The 24,100-nt window shown below is 45.0% G+C and carries 28 protein-coding genes; 4 read left to right on the top strand and 24 right to left on the bottom strand.

Annotated features, from left to right (window positions below):
* Nucleotides 1-76: 76 nt before the first annotated feature.
* The 8 genes from glyA to spoIIR all read right to left on the bottom strand — a co-directional run bounded on the left by glyA (nt 77) and on the right by spoIIR (nt 6,243).
* Nucleotides 77-1,324 (bottom strand): serine hydroxymethyltransferase, encoded by a 1,248-nt coding sequence (gene glyA, locus V6D44_RS07430; protein WP_333516389.1) that lies wholly within the window; start codon nt 1,322-1,324, stop codon nt 77-79.
* A gap of 207 nt (nt 1,325-1,531) precedes the next feature.
* A complete protein-coding gene (locus V6D44_RS07425) occupies nt 1,532-2,074 on the bottom strand; it encodes a TIGR01440 family protein (protein ID WP_333516388.1) in 543 nt (180 codons plus the stop codon).
* Nucleotides 2,075-2,086: 12 nt separating this feature from the next.
* Nucleotides 2,087-2,536: a ribose 5-phosphate isomerase B gene (rpiB, locus tag V6D44_RS07420; protein ID WP_087992700.1), complete on the bottom strand. Its 450-nt coding sequence runs from the start codon at nt 2,534-2,536 to the stop codon at nt 2,087-2,089.
* 158 nt (nt 2,537-2,694) lie between these two features.
* Nucleotides 2,695-3,147, bottom strand: a complete 453-nt coding sequence (locus V6D44_RS07415; protein WP_087992701.1) for a low molecular weight protein arginine phosphatase — start codon at nt 3,145-3,147, stop codon at nt 2,695-2,697.
* Between the two features lie 74 nt (nt 3,148-3,221).
* On the bottom strand, nt 3,222-3,779 hold the full coding sequence (locus tag V6D44_RS07410; RefSeq protein WP_202327923.1) for a manganese efflux pump MntP: 558 nt from the start codon (nt 3,777-3,779) through the stop codon (nt 3,222-3,224).
* A gap of 78 nt (nt 3,780-3,857) precedes the next feature.
* Nucleotides 3,858-4,898, bottom strand: coding sequence for an L-threonylcarbamoyladenylate synthase (locus tag V6D44_RS07405; RefSeq protein WP_087992703.1), 1,041 nt, complete (start codon nt 4,896-4,898; stop codon nt 3,858-3,860).
* 157 nt (nt 4,899-5,055) lie between these two features.
* Nucleotides 5,056-5,499, bottom strand: coding sequence for a GNAT family N-acetyltransferase (locus V6D44_RS07400; RefSeq protein WP_333516481.1), 444 nt, complete (start codon nt 5,497-5,499; stop codon nt 5,056-5,058).
* Nucleotides 5,500-5,565: 66 nt separating this feature from the next.
* A complete protein-coding gene (gene spoIIR / locus V6D44_RS07395) occupies nt 5,566-6,243 on the bottom strand; it encodes a stage II sporulation protein R (protein WP_087992704.1) in 678 nt (225 codons plus the stop codon).
* A gap of 140 nt (nt 6,244-6,383) precedes the next feature.
* Between spoIIR and V6D44_RS07390 the strand changes: the two genes are divergently transcribed.
* A complete protein-coding gene (locus V6D44_RS07390; RefSeq protein WP_087992705.1) occupies nt 6,384-6,746 on the top strand; it encodes a UPF0715 family protein in 363 nt (120 codons plus the stop codon).
* A 16-nt stretch (nt 6,747-6,762) separates the two neighbouring features.
* On the opposite strand, the gene V6D44_RS07385 is transcribed toward V6D44_RS07390, so the two are convergent.
* The 3 genes from V6D44_RS07385 to prfA form a co-directional block, all read right to left on the bottom strand.
* A complete protein-coding gene (locus V6D44_RS07385; protein WP_087992706.1) occupies nt 6,763-7,050 on the bottom strand; it encodes a DUF5316 family protein in 288 nt (95 codons plus the stop codon).
* A gap of 61 nt (nt 7,051-7,111) precedes the next feature.
* The gene (gene prmC / locus V6D44_RS07380; protein WP_087992707.1) at nt 7,112-7,978 is read right to left on the bottom strand and encodes a peptide chain release factor N(5)-glutamine methyltransferase; all 867 of its coding nucleotides are present in this window, start codon (nt 7,976-7,978) and stop codon (nt 7,112-7,114) included.
* 1 nt (nt 7,979) lies between these two features.
* On the bottom strand, nt 7,980-9,050 hold the full coding sequence (gene prfA, locus V6D44_RS07375; protein ID WP_087992708.1) for a peptide chain release factor 1: 1,071 nt from the start codon (nt 9,048-9,050) through the stop codon (nt 7,980-7,982).
* Between the two features lie 125 nt (nt 9,051-9,175).
* On the opposite strand from prfA, the gene gloA2 reads away from it, so the two are divergent.
* Together gloA2 and racA are read left to right on the top strand one after the other, a co-directional pair.
* Entirely contained in the window at nt 9,176-9,562 is a 387-nt protein-coding gene (gene gloA2, locus V6D44_RS07370; RefSeq protein ID WP_333516480.1) for an SMU1112c/YaeR family gloxylase I-like metalloprotein, read from the top strand.
* A 121-nt stretch (nt 9,563-9,683) separates the two neighbouring features.
* Nucleotides 9,684-10,238: a chromosome-anchoring protein RacA gene (gene racA, locus V6D44_RS07365; protein ID WP_253268630.1), complete on the top strand. Its 555-nt coding sequence runs from the start codon at nt 9,684-9,686 to the stop codon at nt 10,236-10,238.
* Nucleotides 10,239-10,273: 35 nt separating this feature from the next.
* On the opposite strand, the gene V6D44_RS07360 is transcribed toward racA, so the two are convergent.
* The 11 genes from V6D44_RS07360 to spo0F form a co-directional block, all read right to left on the bottom strand.
* The gene (locus tag V6D44_RS07360; RefSeq protein ID WP_333516387.1) at nt 10,274-11,230 is read right to left on the bottom strand and encodes an AEC family transporter; all 957 of its coding nucleotides are present in this window, start codon (nt 11,228-11,230) and stop codon (nt 10,274-10,276) included.
* 80 nt (nt 11,231-11,310) lie between these two features.
* The gene (gene malS / locus V6D44_RS07355; protein ID WP_187441503.1) at nt 11,311-13,008 is read right to left on the bottom strand and encodes an oxaloacetate-decarboxylating malate dehydrogenase; all 1,698 of its coding nucleotides are present in this window, start codon (nt 13,006-13,008) and stop codon (nt 11,311-11,313) included.
* Nucleotides 13,009-13,295: 287 nt separating this feature from the next.
* Nucleotides 13,296-13,883 carry a thymidine kinase gene (locus tag V6D44_RS07350; protein ID WP_087992712.1) on the bottom strand — a complete coding sequence of 196 codons (588 nt, stop codon included), beginning with the start codon at nt 13,881-13,883 and terminating at the stop codon, nt 13,296-13,298.
* 85 nt (nt 13,884-13,968) lie between these two features.
* Complete coding sequence (rpmE, locus tag V6D44_RS07345; RefSeq protein ID WP_003151132.1) at nt 13,969-14,169, bottom strand: 50S ribosomal protein L31; 201 nt, start codon at nt 14,167-14,169, stop codon at nt 13,969-13,971.
* Nucleotides 14,170-14,287: 118 nt separating this feature from the next.
* A complete protein-coding gene (rho, locus tag V6D44_RS07340) occupies nt 14,288-15,571 on the bottom strand; it encodes a transcription termination factor Rho (RefSeq protein ID WP_010328939.1) in 1,284 nt (427 codons plus the stop codon).
* A 30-nt stretch (nt 15,572-15,601) separates the two neighbouring features.
* Nucleotides 15,602-15,763, bottom strand: coding sequence for a hypothetical protein (locus tag V6D44_RS07335; RefSeq protein ID WP_141113417.1), 162 nt, complete (start codon nt 15,761-15,763; stop codon nt 15,602-15,604).
* 213 nt (nt 15,764-15,976) lie between these two features.
* Nucleotides 15,977-16,942, bottom strand: coding sequence for a class II fructose-bisphosphatase (gene glpX / locus V6D44_RS07330; protein ID WP_333516386.1), 966 nt, complete (start codon nt 16,940-16,942; stop codon nt 15,977-15,979).
* Nucleotides 16,943-16,972: 30 nt separating this feature from the next.
* Entirely contained in the window at nt 16,973-18,262 is a 1,290-nt protein-coding gene (locus tag V6D44_RS07325) for a UDP-N-acetylglucosamine 1-carboxyvinyltransferase (RefSeq protein ID WP_087992715.1), read from the bottom strand.
* 376 nt (nt 18,263-18,638) lie between these two features.
* Complete coding sequence (gene fsa, locus V6D44_RS07320; protein WP_087992716.1) at nt 18,639-19,277, bottom strand: fructose-6-phosphate aldolase; 639 nt, start codon at nt 19,275-19,277, stop codon at nt 18,639-18,641.
* 117 nt (nt 19,278-19,394) lie between these two features.
* The gene (locus V6D44_RS07315; protein ID WP_087992717.1) at nt 19,395-20,252 is read right to left on the bottom strand and encodes a class II fructose-bisphosphate aldolase; all 858 of its coding nucleotides are present in this window, start codon (nt 20,250-20,252) and stop codon (nt 19,395-19,397) included.
* 178 nt (nt 20,253-20,430) lie between these two features.
* The gene (gene spo0F / locus V6D44_RS07310) at nt 20,431-20,805 is read right to left on the bottom strand and encodes a sporulation initiation phosphotransferase Spo0F (protein ID WP_003227621.1); all 375 of its coding nucleotides are present in this window, start codon (nt 20,803-20,805) and stop codon (nt 20,431-20,433) included.
* Nucleotides 20,806-20,970: 165 nt separating this feature from the next.
* Here spo0F and V6D44_RS07305 point away from each other — a divergent pair, with 165 nt between their 5' ends.
* Nucleotides 20,971-21,492 (top strand): DUF2529 domain-containing protein, encoded by a 522-nt coding sequence (locus tag V6D44_RS07305; protein WP_333516385.1) that lies wholly within the window; start codon nt 20,971-20,973, stop codon nt 21,490-21,492.
* Between the two features lie 83 nt (nt 21,493-21,575).
* On the opposite strand, the gene pyrG is transcribed toward V6D44_RS07305, so the two are convergent.
* Both pyrG and rpoE read right to left on the bottom strand, forming a co-directional pair.
* Nucleotides 21,576-23,183: a glutamine hydrolyzing CTP synthase gene (pyrG, locus tag V6D44_RS07300; protein WP_289348564.1), complete on the bottom strand. Its 1,608-nt coding sequence runs from the start codon at nt 23,181-23,183 to the stop codon at nt 21,576-21,578.
* A 238-nt stretch (nt 23,184-23,421) separates the two neighbouring features.
* Nucleotides 23,422-23,949 (bottom strand): DNA-directed RNA polymerase subunit delta, encoded by a 528-nt coding sequence (gene rpoE / locus V6D44_RS07295; protein WP_202327921.1) that lies wholly within the window; start codon nt 23,947-23,949, stop codon nt 23,422-23,424.
* Nucleotides 23,950-24,100 lie beyond the last annotated feature (151 nt).

Below are 24,100 nucleotides of genomic sequence, written 5' to 3'. Positions count from 1 at the left end.
TACAAAAAAAGACATTGAGTTTCAAGAACATCGTCAAAAAACCCGCCGGCCATAAGCCGAGCGGATTTTTAGGATCTTAGTAATCTAATTCTTTATATAAAGGAAATTGATCAGTCAGAGCAGCTATACGCTGTCTTGCTTCTTCAAGTTTTCCTTCATCTTCGTGGTTCTTCAATGCAAGCGCAATGATGGAACCGACTTCATCCAATGCATCTCCGTCAAAACCGCGGCTTGTCACAGCAGCTGTACCAAGACGGATACCGCTTGTCACGAAAGGTTTTTCCGGATCGTATGGAATCGCGTTTTTGTTAGACGTAATACCGATTTCATCAAGCACGTGCTCCGCAACCTTACCTGTCAGTCCGAGAGAACGAAGGTCAACAAGGATCAGGTGGTTGTCAGTTCCGCCGGAAACGAGCTGGATGCCCTCTTTCGTTAACGCTTCAGCCAGACGTTTTGCATTTGAAATGACGTTTTGTGCATATGTTTTGAAATCGTCCTGCAATACTTCGCCGAATGAAACAGCTTTTGCGGCAATAACGTGCATCAGCGGGCCGCCTTGAATTCCAGGGAAGATCGATTTATCAATTTTCTTGCCGAACTCTTCACGGCAAAGGATCATACCGCCGCGAGGTCCGCGAAGTGTTTTATGTGTTGTTGTTGTCACGAAATCAGCGTAAGGAACCGGGTTTGGATGAAGGCCTGCCGCAACAAGTCCTGCGATATGCGCCATATCCACCATGAAGTAAGCGCTGACTTCATCAGCAATTTCACGGAATTTCTTAAAGTCGATTGTACGAGGATACGCACTTGCTCCTGCTACGATAAGCTTCGGCTTATGAGCAAGGGCTTTTTCACGCACGTCATCGTAATCAATATATTGAGTTTCTTTATCTACGCCGTACTCAACAAAGTTATATTGAACACCGCTGAAGTTGACTGGACTTCCGTGTGTTAAATGGCCGCCGTGGGAGAGGTTCATCCCAAGTACAGTATCGCCTTGCTCCAAAATCGTGAAGTACACTGCCATGTTTGCTTGTGCGCCTGAATGTGGCTGAACGTTTACATGCTCCGCTCCAAAGATCTCCTTCGCGCGGTCACGAGCGATATCTTCAACGACATCGACGTGCTCACATCCGCCGTAGTAGCGTTTGCCCGGATATCCTTCAGCGTATTTATTTGTCAAAACAGATCCTTGTGCTTCCATAACCGCTTCACTTACAAAGTTCTCAGAAGCAATCAATTCGATCTTAGTCTGTTGGCGTTCACGCTCATTTTTAATAGCGTTAAACACGTGTTCGTCTTGCGCAGGTAAATGTTTCATCAGCGAGATCCTCTCCTATCCGTATCCTGTTCTTTGTTTTTACCATCACTATTGTACATGGTTTTTTAGGCCGATGTAAAAGATTATTTTTAAAAAATCAAAATTTTTATTGGTAAAAACGAATATTGATAACTTAAATTTAAATTAAAGTTCGGGATTTATTTTACTGTCTTAAAAATAAAAGAAAAGACTGGCCACGCAGTCCTTTCATTCACACTCATAAACCGCCCGCACTCCGCCGATCAGTTTCGGCCGCGTATGCGCTAATGTCACATGTGCTGCCCCGAGACTGTTTTGAGACACACGCACAGGTACAGCTACCGGCTTCAGATGCATGCCGATAAACGTATCACCGATGTCTATTCCGGCATCAGCCTGAATGGTTTCGACAAGAACAGGAGACTTCATCTGCTTAAACGCATAAGCAGCCATCGCCCCGCCCGCTTTTGAAACGGGTACGGCAGAAACAGTTGGAAGCCTGAACAGCCGGGCCGTTTCTTCCTCGACGACAAGCGCTCTGTTCAAATGCTCACAGCATTGAAACGCGAGATGGATTCCCGTTTTTCCCTTAAGCTCGGCAAGTCCGCTGTAGATGCTTTCGGCGATGTCTGTACTGCCCGATGTTCCGATCCGGCTGCCGGCCACTTCGCTCGTGCTGCATCCAAGAACAAAGAACTGATCCTGTTTCAATCCCGCTTGTTCCTGAAACTCAGACAACATCGTATTCCACGTTTGCTTGATCTCATTCATTGAACAGCACCCCTACAGGTTTTTCCCTTCATAATCTGAGATTTTTCCAATACGGGTTTGATGTCTTCCGCCGGTAAACTCAGTGGTCAGCCAGATTTTCGCGATTTCACGCGCCAAACCGGGGCCGATGACCCGTTCACCCATCGCGAGGATGTTTGTGTCATTATGCTCTCTCGTTGCCTGTGCGCTGAATGTATCGTGCGCCAGCGCGCAGCGAATGCCTTTGACCTTATTAGCGGAAATACTCATACCGATGCCTGTCCCGCAAATTAAAATGCCTCTGTCAACTTCGCCGCTAACCACTTTTTCGGCCACCGGGAAAGCATAATCCGGATAATCGACAGATCCGCTTCCGCAGTCACAGCCCATATCAATATATTCAATTTGCAATTCGTCCATTAACTCTTTGATTTCATTTCGAATGTGAACGCCGCCATGATCCGATGCTATGGCTACTTTCATCAGCTTTTCCTCCCAGTGTGTGTGATGCGGCGCCCGCCCGCTTTGTTGACCGCGCAGCCTGTCCGCTCTTAGATTCACACCATATGATGTGCTTTTCACTATATTCTACTCCTTCACGAAGGATTTGCAAATGACCTGTTTGCAGATTTTCTGACAACTTACCTGCCGTCTTTTTTCAGTTGTTTTGCCAGCTGCTGAAGAAGCTCTTCAAGCTCATCTCTCGTTTGTTTATAGATATCAATTGTGCCGCCGAACGGATCGATGACATCCCCGCGGCTGTCTGTGACATATTCTTTTAGCGTAAACACTTTATCACGATAACGTCCGAATTGGCTGGCAATGATCTGTTTGTGCTGCTGGGTCATAGCCAGAACCAAATCAGCCGATATCATATGTTCTTCAGTCAATGGAGAAGACAAATGATTAAGGGCAATGTGTTTTTCAAACAGCGCTTCGACAGCATGAGGCGTCGCTCTCCCATTAGGCGAAGCAAACACACCTGCCGAGCGGACACTGACATTCAGCCCTTCCGTTTCTGCAATTGATTTAAAAAGCGCCTCAGCCATGGGGCTGCGGCACGTATTTCCAGTACAGACAAAAATAATGTTCATGTCAGTCACCCCTTATTTTCTCTATTATATATGAAGAAAAAAGAAACGGCGACTTCGTTTCTTTTATTGGTATATTAAATTGGCAAAAGCAGCTTTAGACCGAATGCGATTAATATGATGCCCCCGAGCGCTTCACTGTATGTGCCAAGCCACGACTGTACTTGTTTTCCGATCAGCAGGCCCAGCCATGTCAACATCATGCTGAACAGCCCGAACAGGGTAATGGTGAGGAGCGGATGCGAGCCGTATATCCCCAAGCTCAAGCCGACGGAGAAGCTGTCAAGGCTGACGCCGACGGCAAACAGCAATAAGCCCGGTCCTGCCGGCGACATGAGTCGTTCTTCTGACTGTTTAAAAGAAGACATAAGCATTTGAACACCAAGAACAAAAAGCAGCGCCCCCCCGATATAAACCGCTAACACGCCGAGGAGCCCTGACAGCATGTTACCGGCCGCCATCCCTCCGAGAGGCATGATGACGTGAAAGAGGCCGATGATGAAACCAATATAGAATATCTGCTTTTTTGTGAGTTTGATCATGCCCATTCCGAGACCGACAGAAAAAGCATCCATCCCTAAAGCAAACGCCATGATGCTTAATGTAATCAGTTCGCCTATAAACAAATCCGACATACATGAATAACCCCCTTGGACACGCCCCGCTTTTTTAGCCTATGCGTGTCCAAAAAGGGTTAGAACATCTGACTGCGTTCAGCGAATCACTTTTCCTCCAGCGGCTTTCATCAGCCTGTTCATAATGGCGAGTCCGACGCCCGTGTCCGGAAAGGATTCCGCGATAATAAAATCCACCTTCTTCTCATCAAAGCTGCGTAAAGCATCATACAGCCCTGCCGCAACAGTCTCAAGCTGAGCCCGTCTGCCGCAGCTCTTCACGTAATCAGCGGAATACACGTCCGCATTTTCTTCTGTCGTCAGGACACCGACTCGTCTTCCGTCCTGTTGATATTCTTGAATGAGGTGCTGAATGCGCTCAGGGCTGCCTTCGCAAATGGCAAGCGGCGCTGTCGGCGCATAATGTGTATATTTCATCCCTGGAGAAATCGGCTTCTCATTTTGATCACTGAGCCCTTTATCCACAAGGATCGGTCCAATCTCCGCTTCAATTTGTTCTTTCGTAATGCCGCCCGGGCGCAGGAGAACGGGGATGTCTCCCTCACATGAAAGGACGGTCGATTCGACCCCAATCCCGGTAGGGCCTCCGTCCATCATTCCAGCTATGCGGCCATCCAAGTCGTGAGCCACATGCTCGGCCTTTGTCGGACTTGGCTTACCTGACAGATTGGCGCTCGGTGCCGCAATCGGCAACCCCGACGCGCGAATCAATGCAAGGGCAAGCGGATGATCCGGCATCCTAATGGCAACCGTTTCAAGCCCTGCCGTTACACGAGGTGAGAGCGCACTAGGTTTGCAAGGCAGGATGAGCGTAAGTGCCCCCGGCCAAAACCGGTTCATCAGTGTTTTCGCCTTTTCTGGCGCCGGTCCTGTTAAATCGTCTAGCTGGCTGATGTCCGCAATGTGGACAATCAGGGGATTATCACTTGGACGCCCTTTTGCTTCATATATTTTTTTGACAGCATCTGTGTCTTTCGCATTTGCGCCGAGGCCGTATACCGTTTCTGTCGGGAACGCAACGACCTCATTTTCCCGGAGCAAAGCGGCTGCTTGTGCAATTTGTGGATCATTTGTGGATAACTCGTCAGTTGCGTCCACAAACCATCTTTTCGTTTTCATTTTCTGACCAAACTCCTTATTCACAACAATAAAACGATTGTTTTACGCGTGTAATCCTTTTGAAAGTATAAAAGATGTCCTGTAATAAAACAAGCGTTATCCACAAATTGTGGACAACGCTAATGAAGAAGTGGATAAGTATGTGTATAAATCACATTTATCCAGACGCTTTTTTCATCAAGACAGCCCCTTCTGTTTGCCGGGATTCACGGAAATGGTCGGAAGAAAACAGCTCTTCAGGTACACTTTCAGCTGGTTCAAACCCCATAGCCGTCAGGAAATCGGCAGAAGAATGCTGATTCGCAATTAAATATACTGTTTTGATCTGATGCTTTTCACACAGCAGCTCCATACTCTGAAAGAGCGTCACAATATGGCCTTGGTGAAGCTTGTCCGATATCACAAGTGATCGCAGCAGCCCTTGGTCACAGCTTATTTTTTCAATTCCGAGACAGCCGGCAATGTTTTTCTCACTGTCCTCCAGCATCAGAAACTGGGTGAAGCCTTCTTTCACGCCTTCATGATTGGTTTTCGCCTGTTTTAAAAATTCCTCGAGCACGTCTCCGTCTTTTTCCCTTGCCACCCGCAGTTGATAAAACATCCGTTCACCCCGTTTTTGCATTCTTTCTTCCAATCTATGAGGCAAATCTATTTTTAGACCAGGTGATTAGGAAAAAAGGCCGGAAATCCATTCGACTAAAAAGAATTTCACTTCTGTGCCGCCGTCTTCCTTCTCTTCTTTCTCTTCTTTTGTGGCTTTTTCCGCTTTAGCGGTTACGTCCTCAAGCACTTTTTCAGTCTGCTTTTTTGAAGCTTCTTTATCTTCTTGTTCTTTTACGGCTTCCCCGTTAGAAAAATCGAGAAAACAGAGCGGCGGGAACAGCACACACCACCAATTGGCGCCGTCGCCGTTTCCAAGCGTAATCAGAATCGCTTCATATTCACCAGCAGGATATACCATGTTGCCATAAAGCTTTGTCGGAAATGAGATTTTGTCAAAATCAACGGAAATCGACTGGTTCGCTCCTTCTTTCTCCATTGTTTCCTTTGCAATTTCTTTGATTTCGGGCAGCTTTGAGCGAATCACACGCCGCGCTTCTTCTATAGAAGTAATATCCTCTACCCAAGTCGTGATTTCTTTATTGACCGCGTCTCTGATATGCCGTTTTAATTGCTGGTCCTGATCCCTATCGCTGTTTGCCAATATTCTCAGGCGGATCGCCTCGTCCGGAATGACCACCGGCTGATTTTCTGATTGCTGTGCCGTCTCTTCTTTTGCCAGCCCTACAAGCGCACCGGATAATAAAAGAAAGATATATATACAAATGATTACTGTTTTTTTCATCGGTCCCCACCGTTCCTCTCCGTGCTTTGTTTCTAGCCCTATTATGGACAAGGAGAGCCTGGGGTAAACGTGCAGGGTGAAAAAAATCTAGCAAGCTGTTAATCTTATTTATGGTACGATAGTGTTTTAGGAGGTTTAAGATGAAATATAATTATACAGTGCTGTTATCAGCATTCACGATGTCGGTTCTTTATTCGATGATTTATATTCATTCATTTATCATTGCCGCTCTCGTAACGATGGCATTTTATTTTCTATTTCCTTATTTGATATTCGCACTTCCGCTTCAGTTCATGATGAATAAAAAGCCGAAGCGGTTCAACCCTTTGTATCTGCTGTATTACTTTGCCGCGTCTATTGTTGCCAACGCGATTATTTTCGGCTTGCTGCAGCCTTCGGGACAATCCCTGTTTCAAAATAAAGCCTTCTATCTTTTCGCTGTATTAACAGCTCTTGTCTATTGGATATGGGATTCTGTGTTACTGCAAAAAAAGGAAGCCTAGGGGGCTTCCTTTTTCATTAAAACAAAATCGTCAGCAAATAACAAAGAATAGAGGGTATCCCCGCAACAAAGAAAGCTGCCGCCATTTTCATGCGGGATGTACGGCCTTCTTTCGTTTCTGAATGGTAGTTTGCCCGCTGATCGCTTCCGCTTACGGCCAAACCCGATGTGATGATCGCGAGCCCAATCAAAATAAGAGACGCAATGCCAAAAATCGACTCAAATGGAAGTGCCTGCGGAACAATGGTGCCGATCATACTTTCAATCGCAATGAGCAAGATTCCTGCTGCCAGGGCCTTTTTCATCTTTCACATCCCCTTTGCTGGTGTTAAAACAGCTTGATTCATCAACTCGCCAGCAAGCTGCTTATATATTTTTATGAATCACAGCGCATATGGTTCTGTCTTTTCCATTAATATCTTTCAGCACTTCCACTTCCGCACCCTTAAACGTCTTGAGGATCAGTTCTTTGACCGCCGCTCCCTGATTCCATCCGATTTCAAAAACGACAAACACTTTATTCTTCATGACAAGCGGGATGTCTTCCATAAACCGCTTATAAAATTTGAGCCCGTCTCCGCCATCAGTGAGAGCGTGAAGCGGCTCATGAAAACGGACAATCTCTGATAGATCAGCCATCTCTTCTTCTGAAATATAAGGAGGATTCGAGACGATAATATCCGCTTTTTTTCCAGCCATAATAAAAGGCTCTAGCAGATCGCCCTGATAAAAGTGCACATCAGCTCCAAGCTTTTCCGCATTAGCAGAGGCGACTTGCAGCGCCTCTTTTGAAATATCGACCGCCGACACAGAAAAATTTTTGTTTTCAAGCGCAAGCGTGACGGCTATCGCACCGCTCCCTGTACCGACGTCAACGACATCAACCCGGCCGTCTTCCGAAAAGACACGCCGATATTTTTCAAGCAAATGATAGACAACCTCTTCTGTTTCCGGCCGCGGAATCAGTACATCATCATTCACCATAAATTCCCGCCCGTAAAAAAACTCTTTTCCTATAATGTACTGAACCGGCACGCCCTCTTTATGCATCTCAACGTGACGCTGAAAGCGATACAGTTCGTCTTCGCCAATCGGTTCCTGTAAGCTGGCGAGCAGCTTGCTTCTGTCCATTCCGGTATCATAAAGCAAAAGAAGCTCGGCAGCGTTTTCTTCTCTTCCCGCTTCGGTTAAATAAGAAGAAGCCCATTTCAGGGCTTCAAATATCGTCTTCATCTTAACCTTCCGACTGTTGAAGCTTGCTTGCCTGATCTTCAACGATCAGTGTTTCAACCACTTCGTCAAGTTTTCCTTCAAGAATCTGATCAAGCTTTTGAATCGTCAGGCCGATTCTGTGATCCGTCACACGGTTTTGCGGGAAGTTGTATGTGCGGATACGCTCAGAGCGATCACCTGATCCAACTGCTGATTTCCGTGTTTGATCATATTCAGCCTGGGCTTCCTGCTGAAATTTATCATAGATTCTGGCACGGAGAACCTTCATTGCTTTTTCTTTGTTCTTGATTTGAGATTTTTCATCCTGGCATGATACCACAACACCTGTCGGCAAGTGCGTCAGACGAACGGCAGACATTGTGGTGTTCACGCTTTGTCCGCCCGGTCCGCTTGAAGCAAACGTATCAACTCGGATATCCTTCTCATGGATGTCAACCTCTACCTCTTCCGCCTCAGGAAGACACGCTACTGTTGCAGTCGATGTATGGATACGGCCGCCTGATTCTGTTTCCGGAACACGCTGTACGCGATGGGCGCCGTTTTCATATTTGAGTTTAGAATATGCGCCGCTCCCCGTAATCATAAAGATGATCTCTTTGTAGCCGCCCGTTCCGGTTACACTCGCTTCCATGACCTCTGTTTTCCAGCCTTGAAGCTCAGCGTAACGGGAATACATTCTGTACAGGCTGCCCGCGAATAAAGCGGCTTCTTCGCCTCCCGCAGCTCCGCGGATCTCCATAATAACGTTTTTGTCATCATTAGGATCTTTCGGGATCAGAAGCACTTTGAGGCGTTCAGACAGTGTTTCCGTTTCCTTCTGGAGTTCAGAAATCTCTTCCTTCACCATCTCGCGCATTTCAGCGTCCAGCTTCTCTTCAAGCATCGCTTTTGCATCAGTCAGCTGTTCTGACGCATCTCTGTATTGTCTATATACGTCAACTGTTTCTTGTATATCAGATTGCTCTTTTGAATATTCTCTTAGCTTTTTCGGATCGTTGACTACTTCTGGATCGCTTAAAAGCTCATTTAATTTTTCGTATCGTTCTTCGATTGACTTTAATCGGTCTAACACGGTCTTCACCTCTGTTTTCCTGTGCGTAACATTCTCATTATAGTATAGTGATTAACCCCAGTCAAAAGCATTTCAATCCGAGTTGGAAATGCCTCCTCTGCTATACTGGGAATCGAGGAGGGATCATCATGCTGAAATCCATACATCATATTGCAATCATATGTTCGGATTATGAAAAGTCGAAAGCTTTCTACGTACATAAGCTTGGTCTTCAAGTCATTCAAGAAACGTATCGAGAAGAGCGGGGCTCCTATAAGCTTGATTTGTCACTTAACGGCACGTATGCTATTGAGCTGTTTTCGTTTCCCGATCCACCCGCACGCCAAACCGAGCCTGAAGCGGCAGGCCTGCGCCATCTCGCCTTTACAGTCAGCAGCTTGGATGAAGCGGTTCAGGAGCTTCATAAAAAAGGAATCGAAACAGAGCCCATCAGAACAGATCCACTGACTGGCAAGCGTTTCACCTTCTTTTTTGATCCTGACCAGCTTCCTTTAGAACTGTATGAACAATAACGGTTTTTGAAGAAAAAAAGAAGATACCCACTTTCTTTGCCGAATCTTTTCTTGTTTTGTCTAACAGGAAGGGAACCGCATTCTATGGTCGAATACCTAGCTAAAAAGGAGGTATGGGATCATGAATACAAATATGGTAGCAAGTGAACTCGGCGTCTCCGCAAAAACGGTGCAGCGGTGGGTGAAGCAGCTGAATCTTCCGGCCGAACGCAATGAGCTCGGGCACTATTCGTTCACGGCAGAAGACGTGAAGATTCTAAAATCTGTACAGAAACAAATCTCTGAAGGCAAGGCGATTCAGGATATTCATGTGCCTCAAAGCACTAAAAAGCGCGCAGGCTTCCTTGTCCAAAATACAAATGGCGACACAGAACGAAGAATCGAGCAGCTCGAACAGAAGCTGAACACCCTATTACTGCAAAAGCAGGACGAAAACGAACTGCTGGCAAGGTTCGAGGAACTGGAACGCCAGCTGAAGCAAAAAGCGGATGAGGGTGTATCTTATCAGCTGCTTCAGCACCGCAGGGAAATTGATGACATCCTTGCAGACATGCAATCACTGACCTCACAAATGAAAGAATTCACCGCCCAGCCGATCCCCGAGACCGCTGCCGCTTCCGAAAAAAACAAAACAAGAAAAAAACCGCTGCTGTCACTGTTCAAATTTCAAACCTAATATAAAAAGCTCCCCGTAAAGGGAGCTTTTTTGATTTACGCAGTAAGCGCAATAATAATTGGAAGTGAAATCAATGACAGAATCGCACTGATTACAAATGCAGAAGCAGTTTCTTCCTCTTGTTTTTCGAAACGAGTTGCAATCATGGCTGCTACGGCAGAACCAGGGAATGCAACAAGAAGGATCGCTTTTGTCATTTGGTCAGCTGGAAGTCCGACTGCAAGAGCAATCAAGAACATTAACGCAGGCTGAACCGCAACTTTGAGCAGCGCAATACCAAATGCTGGTACGCTGAGTTTGATACTGCGGATACCAACAGTAACACCGACAGCAAAGAGAGCCACACCAGATGTTGTGCTTCCAATCTGGTCAAGCATTTTAACACCCAGCTCAGGTAGAGTCACACCGCAAAGCACTAAGATCATACTGATTAATGGAGCAGCTGCAAGCGGCTCAGAAAGACCGTGCAGGATTGATTTTCCTGTCATCTTCCAGAAGCTGTCGCCGCCCTCTTCGTTTTTCTTAGAAGACACACCGACAGTAGCGACAATAATCGCAAGCGGATCAAGAATCGCATTAACAACGATACCTGTAACCGCGATCGGAATCGCAACCTCTTGCGCGCCGAACAAGCTTCCCAGTACAGGAATACCCATAAATGCGAATGTCGGCTGTGCAGAGTTCAAAGAAAATATGGATGAGTTCGTTAAATTATATTTAAACACAAATCTGCAAAGCAATAAAATAACAATATAGAAACCAACAATCCCAATAATTAAAGAAACCATTAACGGAATTTGAGATAAAAATTCACTTCTGGAAGTAGTCAAAATACCAGCGATAAAGTGAGCTGGAAGTGCGTATTTCGTTACTAACGTACTTACCCCTTTTGCCGACTTGGCATCATAACTTCCAAAATGTCCTGCAAACCATCCCAGCACGATAACAAAGAAGATCGGTGCCAGAAGGATTAAGATATCTAAGATGCTCAAAATATTCTCCTCCAAATCCTATGTCCGTATACTTTAGCTTTCCAAAAAGCTTTCCCTCGGACGATGTATTTAATCGCTAATTATTTTGCGATGACTTTTTTGTATTCCGGTGTCCACATGGCATCAAGAACCGCTTGTTTCACATCTTCAGGCTGACGATTTGCTACGCCTTCTTTAATAGCTGCTTCAGCAACGGCAATCGCAACTTGAATAGAAACTTCTTGAAGCTTATCAATGCTTGGAAGCAATCCTGCTCCAGGTGTTTCAAAATCAACCATTTCAGCAATCGCATCAGCAGTTGCAGCAAACATAGCAGGCGTAATCACACGCGCTTCAGCTACAATTGAACCAAGTCCAAGACCAGGGAATGCAAATGCGTTGTTAGATTGTCCGATTTCATAAGAAACACCGTTGTATTCCACATTTTCAAACGGGCTTCCTGTTGCTACAAGCACTTTTCCGTCAGTCCATTTGAATAGATCTTCAGGAGTCGCTTCCGCAAGGTGAGTCGGGTTTGACATCGGCATGATTACCGGACGGTCTACGTGAGATGCCATTTCTTTTATAATTTCCTCTGTAAACGCGCCTGATACACCTGAAGTACCGATTAAGATCGTTGGTTTCGCTTGGCGAACCACTTCATCGAATGGGATTTGGCCTTTTTCATCGCGTTTCCAATCTTTCACTTCATCTACACTGCGAAGGTAAGGTTTTTGGAAATCAAGGATGCCTTCGATTTCTTCAGTCAGCAAGCCTCTGTAATCAATTGTGCAGAAGCGTTTGTTCGCTTCTTCTTCAGATAATCCCGCAAGCACCATTGTGTCACGGATTTGGTCGGCGATTCCGATACCTGCGGAACCTGCACCGAAGACAACAACACGCTGATCTTTAATAGATGCGCCTGTTTTCTTCATAGCAGCAAGCACACCAGCAAGTGTAATCGCGCCTGTACCTTGAATATCATCGTTGAATGTCAGAATGTCGTTGTTGTATTTCTTCATGATATTACGCGCGTTTTTATTACCAAAGTCTTCCCAGTGAAGAAGTGCTTTAGGGAAGAATTTCAGCGCAGCTTTTACATACGCATCAACGAATTCTTCATAACGTTCATCTGAAATACGCTCATGATGGTTACCGATATATAAAGGATCATTTAAAAGTTTTTCGTTGTTCGTACCGACATCAAGCACAACCGGGATAACACGGCTTGGATCAATACCAGCTGCTGCAGTGTAAACAGCCAATTTACCGATCGCGATGTTAATACCGCCTACACCCCAGTCACCGATTCCGAGGATGCTTTCAGAGTCAGTTGCAACGATAAGATCAATATCGCCTGCTGTCGCATGAAGGTTTTCAAAAGCTTTTTCAATACCCTCAATATTGTCGATTGACAAGTAGATACCTTGAGGTCTTCTGTACTCATGGCTGTATTCTTGAATCGCTTCGCCGACTGTCGGTGTGTATACAACAGGAAGCATTTCGCGAAGATGGTTTTTCAGCAATTTATAGAAAAGAACTTCGTTACGGTTTGCCAAATCATTTAAGTAAACATTTTGACGGAGGCGGTCTGGCTGAGCTTTAAACTGCTCATATGCGCGTTTTGCTTGTTGATCTAGAGAAAGTACAGTTGGCGGAAGAAGTCCTTCTAAGCCAAGTTCTTGTCTTTCCTCTAATGAGAAAGCAACACCTTTATTTAAAGTAGGAATAGATAAAACTTCTTTTCCTCTAAGAGTTGTTTCTAAATGGCCTTCCTTCGTTTTTTTTATGTTATTCAAGCAAATCTCCTTCTTTCTTGAAATAGTTAACAAAGTTAAGTAATAACCCATCTTGAAAATCCGATCATGATCTTTATGCGACTTTATGACAATTATTCGAACAATGTCTAAAAACTATTTACATTACGTAAGCTATTGTATGCCTGTGAAAATCAAAATTCAAGGGAAGAAAATTACTTAATTTTTTAATACACTTAATTAAATTTTTTAATTAATTATTATCAGAATATAAAAAAAACACCGGTGTTTTTAGCCGGTGTTTTCTATCTTTATACCCATGCTTCGGGCTATTTTTTAGATTTCCCTGGAACTTCGTGATGGTGTCTGCATCTCGCTTCATACGATTCGGATGCGCCCACCAAAATGACCGGATCATCGTAGGAAGCAGGTTTGCCGTCAATCAGGCGCTGTGTTCTGCTCGCCGGCGATCCGCAGACGGAACAGACGGCTTGCAGCTTCGTCACACTTTCCGCAATCGCCATAATATCCGGGACGACACCGAACGGCTCTCCTCTAAAATCCATATCAAGACCGGCTGCAATCACACGGTAGCCTTTATCGGCAAGGGATGATAAAACCTCAACAATTTCCTGGTCAAAAAACTGCACTTCATCAACCGCAATCACATCCGTACGCTCACTGATATGGTCCCAAATATCTGCAGCAGAAGAAATGGCATAGCTCTTCATGGATGTTCCATTATGGGAGACAACAGCATCTTCACTGTATCGATTATCAATCACAGGCTTAAATACCCTGACTTCCTGCTTGGCGTAAGTCGCTCTCTTCACTCTTCTGATCAGCTCTTCAGATTTCCCCGAGAACATGCTGCCGCAAATCAGCTCAAGCCAACCGCTTTGTTTCATTATGTACATAGGCTCTGTTCCCCTCTTTCTGCCAGCTGTGTTTTAGACAATATAAAAAACAGGCAAGATTGCTTGCCTGTTGAAAAATCTATTATTACTTAAGACCGTATTTTTTGTTAAAGCGATCAACACGACCATCAGCAGAAGCGAATTTTTGGCGGCCAGTGTAGAATGGGTGGCACTCAGAGCAAATCTCAACGCGTACCTCTTCTTTTACTGAGCCTGTTTCAAATTCATTTCCACAAGCGCATTTAACTGTTGCTTTTTTGAAATTAGGATGAATTCCTGCCTTCATTGTATCCATCTCCTTCCGCCCTGAATCCAGTGTGGAAACAGAGTTATTATTTCGGAGCATTGTCCGAAACGCATATAAGAAAATTATATCAGTGATTTACTTCTTTTGCAAATACTATTTACCTTCTTGCAGATGATAGATTTGCCTGTTTCCATTCTTGATTGAGAATGTCGAAAAATTCCTGGTTTGTTTTGGTTTTTTTCATTTTTCTCATGAATTTTTCCGCAAAATCAGGTGAATCAGACATCGTTTTGCGGATCGACCATAAACGATCAAGATGCTCTTTAGGCACAAGCAGCTCTTCCTTGCGCGTTCCTGAACGGCGGATATCGATGGCCGGGAAAATGCGGCGCTCGGCCAAAGAGCGGTCAAGGTGAAGCTCCATGTTGCCTGTTCCCTTGAATTCTTCATAAATAACATCATCCATACGTGAGCCGGTATCGACCAGAGCCGTAGCAAGGATAGTTAAGCTGCCGCCCTCTTCGATATTTCTCGCAGCCCCGAAGAAGCGTTTCGGACGGTGGAACGCCGCAGGGTCAATCCCCCCGGAAAGCGTTCTTCCGCTCGGCGGAATCACTAAGTTGTAGGCGCGGGCAAGGCGTGTGATGCTGTCCATCAGAATGATGACGTCTTTTTTGTGTTCTACAAGACGCATCGCGCGCTCAAGTACAAGCTCGGCCACTTTGATATGGTTTTCCGGCACTTCATCAAACGTTGAACTGACGACATCCCCAGCCACAGAACGCTCGATATCAGTTACTTCTTCCGGTCTTTCGTCAATCAAAAGCACGATGAGCTCTGCTTCTGGCTGGTTCGCTGTAATACTGTTGGCAATTTCCTTCAGCAGCATCGTTTTTCCGGCTTTTGGCGGTGCAACAATCAAACCGCGCTGTCCAAATCCGACCGGCGCCATCATGTCCATAATTCTTGTAGACAAGAAGTTAGGTTTTGTTTCTAGCACCATTTGACGGTCTGGATAAAGAGGTGTAAGAGCCGGGAAATGCACACGCTCTTTTGCAGATTCAGGATCATCCCCGTTTACTGCTTCAACGTGCAAAAGTCCATAGTAACGCTCATTTTCTTTTGGCGGACGAACCTTGCCTGATACTTTGTCTCCGTTTCGCAAATCGAAACGGCGGATTTGAGAAGCTGAGATGTAAATGTCTTCTGAGCTTGGAGAGTAGTTGATCGGTCTCAGGAAGCCGAAACCTTCAGACTGGATGATCTCAAGAACGCCTTCCATAAACAGCAGATCTTCCTGTTCTGCATTTGCTTTCAGAATGGCGAAAATGAGTTCTTTTTTTGTCAGTTTGCTGTAATAGGAGATTTTATAATGTCTTGCAAGTTCATAAAGCTCTTTCAATTTCATATTTTCCAAAGAGGAAATAGATACGTTTTTCATAAAAACACCACGCTTTTCATAGTCAATATCTTACTCTGTACATATAACCTGCTGCTTTTGCACAACATCCGCCAAAGCACATTCTTTTTTTAACATAAAGGAACTTCTATCGGTAACACTTCCACCCATGATCGGCGCTTTTGTTAAAAGGATTGTCTTAATGAGTTTTGAAGGAAGCGAGGACAAAAACATGAGAAGATCAATACTTATATCGTCTGTATGCGGTAGAAATTAAAACTTTCCTAGTGCTTAAAAGAAGGAATTACGCAGTAAAATTCGCAGCACTCTTTATTTTTACCTTATTTCAGAAAATTATTCAACTGAAATAAGGTTTTGACACTGAATTGATAGAGTTGACTCTTTTTTGCAAAAGAAAAGCAGGCTCACACCCGCTTTTTCTGTTTGTTATGGACGGATTACAAGATTTGGTTTCTTTTTCAAGCTGTGTCTGCCGTCAACAAAGCGGACAGTACCTGATTTTGCACGGATCACTATGCTTTCAGTTGTGCCGACAGAACCTTTAAATTGAACACCTTTTAACAGCTCGCCGTCAGTTACGCCGGTAGCTGCAAAAATAGCGTCATCACCCTTCACAAGGTCTTCCATACGAAGGACTTTGCTTAAATCAAGGCCCATCTTGTTGCAGCGCGTGATTTCTTCTTCATTTTGCGGAAGGAGTTTACCAATTATTTCTCCGCCCAGCGCTTTTAGCGCAACAGCAGAAAGCACACCCTCAGGAGCTCCGCCTGATCCGAACAGGATGTCAACGCCCGTGTGGTCGAAAGCCGTATTGATGGCGCCTGCGACATCGCCATCATTGATCAATTTGATTCTGGCGCCTGCCTCACGAAGCTCAGAAATAATTTTCGAGTGTCTTTCACGGTTTAAGATAGTGGCAACAACGTCCTCAACGTCCTTGTTTTTCGCTTTTGCCACCGCTTTAAGGTTATCAATGGCAGGTGCTTCGATGTCAATGCAGCCCACCGCTTCCGGGCCGACTGCGATTTTTTCCATATACATGTCAGGGGCGTTCAGAAGCGTGCCGTGGTCTGCGACCGCAATAACCGTCAGCGCGTTCCAGCCGCCGCTTGCCAAGATGTTTGTGCCTTCAAGAGGGTCAACTGCGACATCCACGCGAGGACCGTACCCGTTTCCGAGTTTTTCCCCGATATACAGCATCGGCGCTTCGTCCATTTCCCCTTCACCGATCACAACGGTTCCTTTCATCGGAACTGTATCAAAAACATCTCTCATTGCGCTTGTTGCGGCTTCATCAGCCTCGTCTTTTTTTCCCCGGCCCATCCATCTTGCAGATGCCAATGCCGCAGCTTCGGTCACACGTACCAATTCCATTGATAAACTTCTTTCCATTTCAACACGATCTCCTCTCACAAGAAACCATTATGAATTTTGAAGCTGTTCTATTTCTTCGTCTGTCATTCTTTCACGCCAGATTGTCGCTCCAAGCCCCTCAAGCTTCTTCTCAAGGGTGCTGTATCCGCGGTCAATGTGCTCCAGGCCCGTAATTTCCGTGACGCCGTCAGCCATCAGGCCGGCTACCACCAGACAGGCTCCGGCACGCAGGTCGCTCGCCTTGACTTTTGCGCCTTGAAGCTCGACAGGACCTGTGATGATGGCGGATCTGCCTTCTACTTTCATATTGGCACCCATCCGTCTCAGCTCATCAATGTGCTTGAATCTTGCCGAGTAAATGGTGTCCGTTACGACGCTTGTCCCTTTTGCTCTTGTCAGGAGCGCCGTCATCGGCTGCTGCAAATCAGTCGGAAAGCCCGGATATACGAGGGTTTTGACATCAACCGGCTTTAAGTGCTTCTGCCCGCCGACAATGAGAAGCTGGTCATCGCTTGTTTCAATATGATAGCCCATTTCTCTCAGCTTTGCTGTTAACGACTCCAGATGAGTGGGAATCACATTATCGATCATGACTTCCTTGCCCATTGCAGCAGCCGCAATCATAAATGTACCTGCCTCAATTCTGTCCGGAATGATTGTGTGTTTGCAGCCGTGCAGTTCCTTCACGCCGTCGATTCGGATCACATTGGTTCCCGCACCTTTGATTTTGGCGCCCATGCTCGTAAGCAGTGTCGCAACATCAATAATCTCAGGTTCCTTCGCAGCGTTTTCGATGAGCGTTTTCCCTTCTGCCAAGACAGCGGCAAGCATAATGTTAATGGTTGCCCCTACACTCACGACATCTAAATAAATGCGTGCGCCTCTCAGCCTTTCAGCACGCAAATAAATGGCGCCTTGTTCATTGGTCACTTCAGCTCCAAGCGCTTCAAAGCCTTTGATATGCTGATCAATCGGCCTGGGGCCCAAGTGGCAGCCGCCGGGCAATCCGATGACGGCCTGCTTGAAGCGGCCGAGCATCGCCCCCATTAAATAATAAGACGCGCGAAGCTTTTTTACTTTTCCGTTAGGAAGCGGCATGCTGATCATCGACGTGGGGTCAACAACCATCTCCCCATTCTCGAAATGCACGTTGCCGCCGATTTCCTTTAACAGGTCACGCAGCGTTTCAATATCTGAAATCTCTGGAAGCCCTTCAATTGTCACCTCGGAATTTGCCAAAATGGTTGCAGGTATTAATGCAACGGCACTGTTTTTAGCGCCGCTGATATGTACTGTACCGTTTAACGAGTCACCGCCGGCAATATTCAACTTTTCCATGATAGTCTCCTTCCATAAGAAGATAGCTGCGGAGCTAAATAAAATGTCATTTTATTCTGTCTCTGCAAATAAAGCTCATGTCCAAAATCTAGCCAATTCGAAGAGAAAGAATACAACACATTGTAAAATATCAGGAAGAAAATAGCGAAGCTTTGCGGGGCACAGGTTTCGAAAATGCACAGAGACCCGCCGGCTTGAGAAACAACGTCGTCATCCGGCAAAAGCAGTACGCAAACACTTCATTCCGATATCAGCTTCTGCAGCCCAATGATTCCTTCTCTGTAAAGCGGCGTCAGCATCTGAAGGTCCGCTGTATCAGGACGGTGAAAAACAAAGGCTGCGGCAAACAGGCATAAGCTGTTTGCCGCCCTTTGAATTATTTATTCCAGTCTGCCAGGAATTGTTCGATTCCTTTGTCTGTTAACGGATGCTTAGTGAGTGAATGAATGACTTTCAGCGGCATGGTGCCGATATGGGCCCCTCTTAGAGCGGCTTCTGTCACGTGTTGCGGATGGCGGATTGACGCCGCAATGATTTGCGTGTCAAGACCGTGAATGTCAAAAATGGCTTTGACGTCTGAAATCAGGTCAAGTCCGTTGTGGCCGATGTCATCTAAACGTCCCAGGAAAGGAGATACATACGTTGCCCCTGCTCTGGCAGCAAGAAGCGCCTGGTTTGCATTGAAGATCAATGTGACGTTTGTTTTGATGCCTAATTCAGTAAGGGCTCTTACAGCTTTTAGACCGTCAGACGTCATCGGGATTTTCACCGTGATGTTCGGAGCGATTTTCGCCAGTTCTTTTCCTTCCTCGATCATCTCTTCAGCTTTTAAAGAAATAACCTCAGCGCTTACAGAACCTTTCACGACGTCTGTAATCTCGCGAAGACGGTCGTGGAATGATACGTTAGCTTCTTTTGCTACTAAACTAGGGTTCGTCGTAACACCGGCAAGAACTCCTAATTCATTCGCTTCTCTAATTTCATCGATATTGGCTGTATCAATAAAAAATAACATGTTCAAAAGCCTCCTTGAGTAAGAATTTTTCTGAATTGCGTATATGATTGCGCTTTCTAAAGATAGACGGAAAACCGCCTGTCAAGCTGTCAGGCGGCTATAAAAGTTCCAATTAAATTAAGCTTGGTTTGAAGAACCAAATTCACGCATTTTACCGATAACTGTTTCTTTAATCGCTTCACGAGCAGGTCCAAGGTATTTACGAGGATCGTATTCGTTAGGCTTAGCTGCCAATGTATCGCGAACAGCTTTTGCAGAAGAAATTTGGTTTTCAGTATTTACGTTGATTTTAGCTGTACCAAGTGAAATTGATTTTTTGATGTCAGCAGTCGGAATTCCAGTACCGCCGTGAAGAACTAATGGCAGACCAGTTGTTTTACCGATAGCTTCCATTTCCTTGAAACCAAGGTTTGGTTCGCCTTTGTAAGGGCCGTGAACAGAACCTAATGCAGGTGCAAGGCAGTCGATGCCAGTGCGCTCAACAAGTTCTTGGCACTCTTTAGGGTCAGCGTAGATTACGCCTTCAGCGATAACGTCATCTTCTTGTCCGCCGACTGTTCCAAGCTCAGCTTCTACAGATACTCCGTGGAAATGAGCAAGCTCAACAACTTTAGAAGTTGTTTCAACGTTTTCTTCAAATGGATGGTGAGAAGCGTCGATCATGACAGATGTGAAACCTGCATGAATCGCTTTCGCACAAGATTCAAAGCTTGAACCGTGGTCTAAGTGAATCGCAACAGGAACTGTCACTTTGTACTCTTCCATAAGTGCTTTTACCATAGCTACGACTGTTTTGAAGCCGCCCATGTAGCGTCCCGCACCTTCGGAAACACCAAGGATCACTGGAGATTTTTCTTCTTCAGCTGCTTGTAAAATCGCTTGAGTAAACTCAAGGTTGTTTAAGTTAAATTGTCCTACAGCGTACCCTTTTTCTTTAGCTGTATTCAACATTTCCGTCATAGAAACTAAAGGCATGTCGAATGTCCTCCTTATGTAGCCTGATTGTCTTCTAGCGAAAAAAGCTTTCCACCCTAGCATGACCCATATATTGCTGTCATATGTAAATACTCAGATCGCTTTTTCTCCATAACTAGAATACCAACTTTTCGACAAATGGGCAACACAATGACATCATTCATTTGTATCTTCTTTGTTAATTAGACTTCAGGGGCAGATATTTTTTCACGGCATCTCTGATTTCATCGATATCAAAAGGCTTCGCAAAATGCGTCAAAGCGCCCAGTTCCTTTGATTCCTGGATCATATCGAGTTCTCCGTATGCCGTCATGATGATCACCCGAATGTTTTCGTCAATGACCTTCATCCGTTTTAAAATTTCAATTCCGTCCATGCCGGGAATTTTCATGTCCAGAAGCACAAGGTCGGGCCGTTCTTTTGTCACGATGTCAAGCGCCTGCAGGCCGTTTGCAGCCTGAAACGTCTGGTAACCTTCTTTATTGAATACTTCGTTAAGCAAAATACGTATGCCGTATTGATCATCAACGATTAAAATTTTTTCATTCATCATTTTACACCCCAATATTATGATTTTCGTCAAAAGTAAGCAGTAGTGTATGTATTCTGTTTGATTTTCCTATTTCCTTTAATTATAATAGTCTACTTTACGACATTTTCTGAGCATTTTCTCTTTTGTTGTATAATGATATTGTACGTTATAAAGGAGGATTCACTTATGTTGAAAATATTTACGACGCAGTTAACAGGTATTTTTTCCCGCATTCAGGATAAGGAATCTGACGCGATTGAAGATGGGGCACGGCTGCTTGCTCAAGCGGTGATCAGCGGGCATTCCATATATATATACGGAGCAAATGAGCTTCAGGGCGTCTTATATGAGGCTGCCGAAAGCACAGAGCCGCTGCCTTCCGTCAAACCCTTTCCAGAAAGCGCTGATGAAGTGACAGAAAGCGACAGGGTGCTGATGTTTTGCTCAGGGACGGGCACTGCCGAAGAGCAGGCGCTCGCGAAAGAGCTTTATGAAAAGGGTGCGGGAATCGTATGCGTATCGCCGGCAGCTAAAGACAGCGCGGGAATTGAACAATATTGTGATGTGCATATTGATTCTAAATTAAAAATGCCGCTCGTTCCCGATGAAAACGGCACCCGTTACGGATTTCCCTCTTTAATGACGGCACTGTATGTTTACCATGCTTTATCGTTTACATTAAAAGAAATTTTGCAAGAGTATGCATAATACCTTATTGTACATGCTGTATCTTGCAGGAAACAAATAAAAAAGACTTGCCCGCTTTTAATAAAAACGGCAAGTCTTTTTTATTACTTCTGATTTGCAGCTTCGACAGACGCTCCGATAAAGCCTTTGAATAGAGGCTGAGGTCTTGTCGGTCTTGATTTGAACTCTGGGTGGAACTGAGAAGCCACGAACCAAGGGTGGTCTTTCAGCTCGATGATTTCAACAAGACGTCCGTCAGGGCTTGTGCCTGAGAAAACGAAGCCTTGTTCTTCCATTTGCTGTCTGAATTCGTTGTTGAATTCATAGCGGTGACGGTGGCGCTCGTACACCACTTCATCCTGATACACTTCAAAGGCTTTTGTGCCTTCTTCAAGCTTACAAGGGTAAAGGCCGAGACGAAGCGTTCCGCCGAGATCCTCAACATCCTTCTGTTCAGGTAGAAGGTCGATGATCGGGTATTGAGTTGACGGATCAATTTCAGCTGAGTGAGCGCCTTTTAAGCCCAATACGTTTCGCGCGTATTCAATAGACGCAACCTGCATGCCCAGACAAATGCCCAAGAACGGAATGTTGTTTTCGCGCGCGTATTTTGTTGCGACAATTTTGCCTTCAACACCGCGATCTCCGAATCCGCCCGGCACGATGATGCCGTCCGTTCCGCTTGTAAGCTCTTCAATGTTGCTTTCTGTTACTTCTTCAGCGTTGATCCATTTCACTTTTACATCTGTGTCGAACGCATAGCCCGCATGGCGGAGTGATTCAACGACAGAGATGTACGCGTCAGGAAGCTCAACGTATTTACCGACAAGGCCGATCGTGATCGTTTGAGACAGATTGCTGACCTTGTTAACAAGCTCTTTCCACTCGGACATTTCCGCTTCTTTGCATTCCAATCGCATGTGCTCGCAAACAAGCTTATCAAGCCCTTGTTTTTGAAGCTCAAGCGGAATGGAGTAAAGGTTGTCCGCATCCTCACACTCGATAACCGCTTTTGTATCAATGTCGCAGAATAGCGCGATTTTATCTTTCATATCTTGAGAAATCGGCATTTCTGTACGAACGACGATGATGTTTGGCTGAATGCCCAAGCTGCGCAATTCTTTTACACTGTGCTGTGTCGGTTTTGTTTTCAATTCGCCCGCAGCTTTAATGTAAGGTACAAGCGTACAGTGGATGTACATGACATTTTCACGGCCGATGTCGCTCTTCATTTGGCGGATCGCTTCAAGGAATGGCAGTGATTCGATGTCCCCGACAGTTCCGCCGATTTCTGTAATAACGACATCTGCGTTTGTTTCTTTCCCTGCGCGGTAAACACGGTCTTTCAGCTCGTTTGTGATGTGCGGGATAACTTGTACTGTTCCGCCAAGGTAGTCTCCGCGTCGTTCTTTTTTAAGAACTGTTGAATAAATTTTACCTGTTGTCACGTTGCTGAATTTATTCAGGTTGATATCGATAAAACGCTCATAGTGACCAAGGTCCAGATCTGTTTCAGCGCCGTCATCCGTTACGAATACTTCACCGTGCTGATACGGGCTCATTGTTCCCGGGTCGACGTTGATGTATGGATCGAATTTTTGAATTGTCACGTTCATTCCGCGGTTTTTCAGCAAACGTCCTAATGAAGCTGCTACAATACCCTTTCCAAGTGAGGATACGACTCCCCCTGTTACAAAAATATATTTCGTCATTTCGTTTGCTCCTCTCTTCGCTCTTGGCTACATTTTTAAAATGTACTGTTTTATAGAAAATCATTTAGCCTTTTAAATGATTTATTAAGAAAAATGAGGGGTGAAAATAAGAAAGCTCCCTTTCAATTTCTTGAAAGGGAGCATAAACGCACTATGTTCTCTCTTCGTTTTTGAAGAGCCCAAAATACATACTACATAGTTCGACTTTGAAAGTCAAGATTGTTTTAAAGATGAGCTTTTACGATTTGAGATCCTTATCGTCGTCGTCTTCTTCGTCTTCTTCATCTTCATCAACCAGGTCTTCTTCGATCTCAAGTTCGTCGTCGTCTTCATCAAGATCTTCATCGTCAAAATCATCGGTATCAAGATCAAGTTGTTCCTCGACTTCATCCAAATCAATGTCGTCTTCGTCGATCTCTTCAAACTCGTCAAGATCAAGATCTTCTTCGACTGCTTTCTTCGCTTTTTTCTTTTTCGCTTTTACGGTCGGCTGCGTTTCTTCGTCAAGCTGATCATACGGATACCAGCTGCGAAGCCCCCAAGTCTGGTCAGAAAGCGCGAGGAAGCGGCCGTCAATGTTTAAATCTGTATAAAATTGAGCGATGCGGTCTCCAAGATCTTCTTTTGTCACGCCGAGCAAAGATGCAATTTCATTTAAAAGCTCCTGAAAAGGAACTGGTTTTTTATGTTCTTCAAATAATTCGTGAGCGATTTCGACTAAAGCCATTTCCTTTAGCTCTTCCTGTGAATATTGTTTGATACCCAAGGTCGGACACTCCCTTTCTATTACTTATATGTATCTGTTTTATCAATAATGAAAGCGTTTTTGTATCGTTCTTATACAAACCATACCTCTCATTATAAACAAAATAAAACAGAATATGCTACCCTTAACAGCGTTAATTTAAATAATTTTA

It is taken from the genome of Bacillus sp. 0209A, from assembly GCF_036765095.1.
Classification (GTDB): Bacteria; Bacillota; Bacilli; order Bacillales; family Bacillaceae; genus Bacillus; species Bacillus subtilis_G.
Note: the sequence above shows the minus strand (reverse complement) of the source record. Positions and strands in the feature narration are given on the sequence as shown.

Excerpts from the sequence above, each read along its gene's own strand:
- rpiB (WP_087992700.1), bottom strand. The coding sequence starts at position 2,536 with ATGAAAGTAGCCATAGCATCGGATCATGGCGGCGTTCACATTCGAAAT.
- glpX (WP_333516386.1), bottom strand. The coding sequence starts at position 16,942 with ATGGAAAGAAGTTTATCAATGGAATTGGTACGTGTGACCGAAGCTGCG.
- V6D44_RS07335 (WP_141113417.1), bottom strand. The coding sequence starts at position 15,763 with ATGTTTTTGTCCTCGCTTCCTTCAAAACTCATTAAGACAATCCTTTTA.
- racA (WP_253268630.1), top strand. The coding sequence starts at position 9,684 with ATGAATACAAATATGGTAGCAAGTGAACTCGGCGTCTCCGCAAAAACG.
- V6D44_RS07425 (WP_333516388.1), bottom strand. The coding sequence starts at position 2,074 with ATGAATGAGATCAAGCAAACGTGGAATACGATGTTGTCTGAGTTTCAG.
- V6D44_RS07415 (WP_087992701.1), bottom strand. The coding sequence starts at position 3,147 with ATGAACATTATTTTTGTCTGTACTGGAAATACGTGCCGCAGCCCCATG.
- V6D44_RS07410 (WP_202327923.1), bottom strand. The coding sequence starts at position 3,779 with ATGTCGGATTTGTTTATAGGCGAACTGATTACATTAAGCATCATGGCG.
- spoIIR (WP_087992704.1), bottom strand. The coding sequence starts at position 6,243 with ATGAAAAAAACAGTAATCATTTGTATATATATCTTTCTTTTATTATCC.
- glyA (WP_333516389.1), bottom strand. The coding sequence starts at position 1,324 with ATGAAACATTTACCTGCGCAAGACGAACACGTGTTTAACGCTATTAAA.
- prmC (WP_087992707.1), bottom strand. The coding sequence starts at position 7,978 with ATGAAGACGATATTTGAAGCCCTGAAATGGGCTTCTTCTTATTTAACC.
- spo0F (WP_003227621.1), bottom strand. The coding sequence starts at position 20,805 with ATGATGAATGAAAAAATTTTAATCGTTGATGATCAATACGGCATACGT.
- V6D44_RS07405 (WP_087992703.1), bottom strand. The coding sequence starts at position 4,898 with ATGAAAACGAAAAGATGGTTTGTGGACGCAACTGACGAGTTATCCACA.
- rpmE (WP_003151132.1), bottom strand. The coding sequence starts at position 14,169 with ATGAAGGCAGGAATTCATCCTAATTTCAAAAAAGCAACAGTTAAATGC.
- V6D44_RS07305 (WP_333516385.1), top strand. The coding sequence starts at position 20,971 with ATGTTGAAAATATTTACGACGCAGTTAACAGGTATTTTTTCCCGCATT.
- pyrG (WP_289348564.1), bottom strand. The coding sequence starts at position 23,183 with ATGACGAAATATATTTTTGTAACAGGGGGAGTCGTATCCTCACTTGGA.
- V6D44_RS07325 (WP_087992715.1), bottom strand. The coding sequence starts at position 18,262 with ATGGAAAAGTTGAATATTGCCGGCGGTGACTCGTTAAACGGTACAGTA.
- V6D44_RS07390 (WP_087992705.1), top strand. The coding sequence starts at position 6,384 with ATGAAATATAATTATACAGTGCTGTTATCAGCATTCACGATGTCGGTT.
- fsa (WP_087992716.1), bottom strand. The coding sequence starts at position 19,277 with ATGTTATTTTTTATTGATACAGCCAATATCGATGAAATTAGAGAAGCG.
- V6D44_RS07350 (WP_087992712.1), bottom strand. The coding sequence starts at position 13,883 with ATGTACATAATGAAACAAAGCGGTTGGCTTGAGCTGATTTGCGGCAGC.
- rho (WP_010328939.1), bottom strand. The coding sequence starts at position 15,571 with ATGAAAAACGTATCTATTTCCTCTTTGGAAAATATGAAATTGAAAGAG.
- V6D44_RS07400 (WP_333516481.1), bottom strand. The coding sequence starts at position 5,499 with ATGTTTTATCAACTGCGGGTGGCAAGGGAAAAAGACGGAGACGTGCTC.
- V6D44_RS07315 (WP_087992717.1), bottom strand. The coding sequence starts at position 20,252 with ATGCCTTTAGTTTCTATGACGGAAATGTTGAATACAGCTAAAGAAAAA.
- V6D44_RS07385 (WP_087992706.1), bottom strand. The coding sequence starts at position 7,050 with ATGAAAAAGGCCCTGGCAGCAGGAATCTTGCTCATTGCGATTGAAAGT.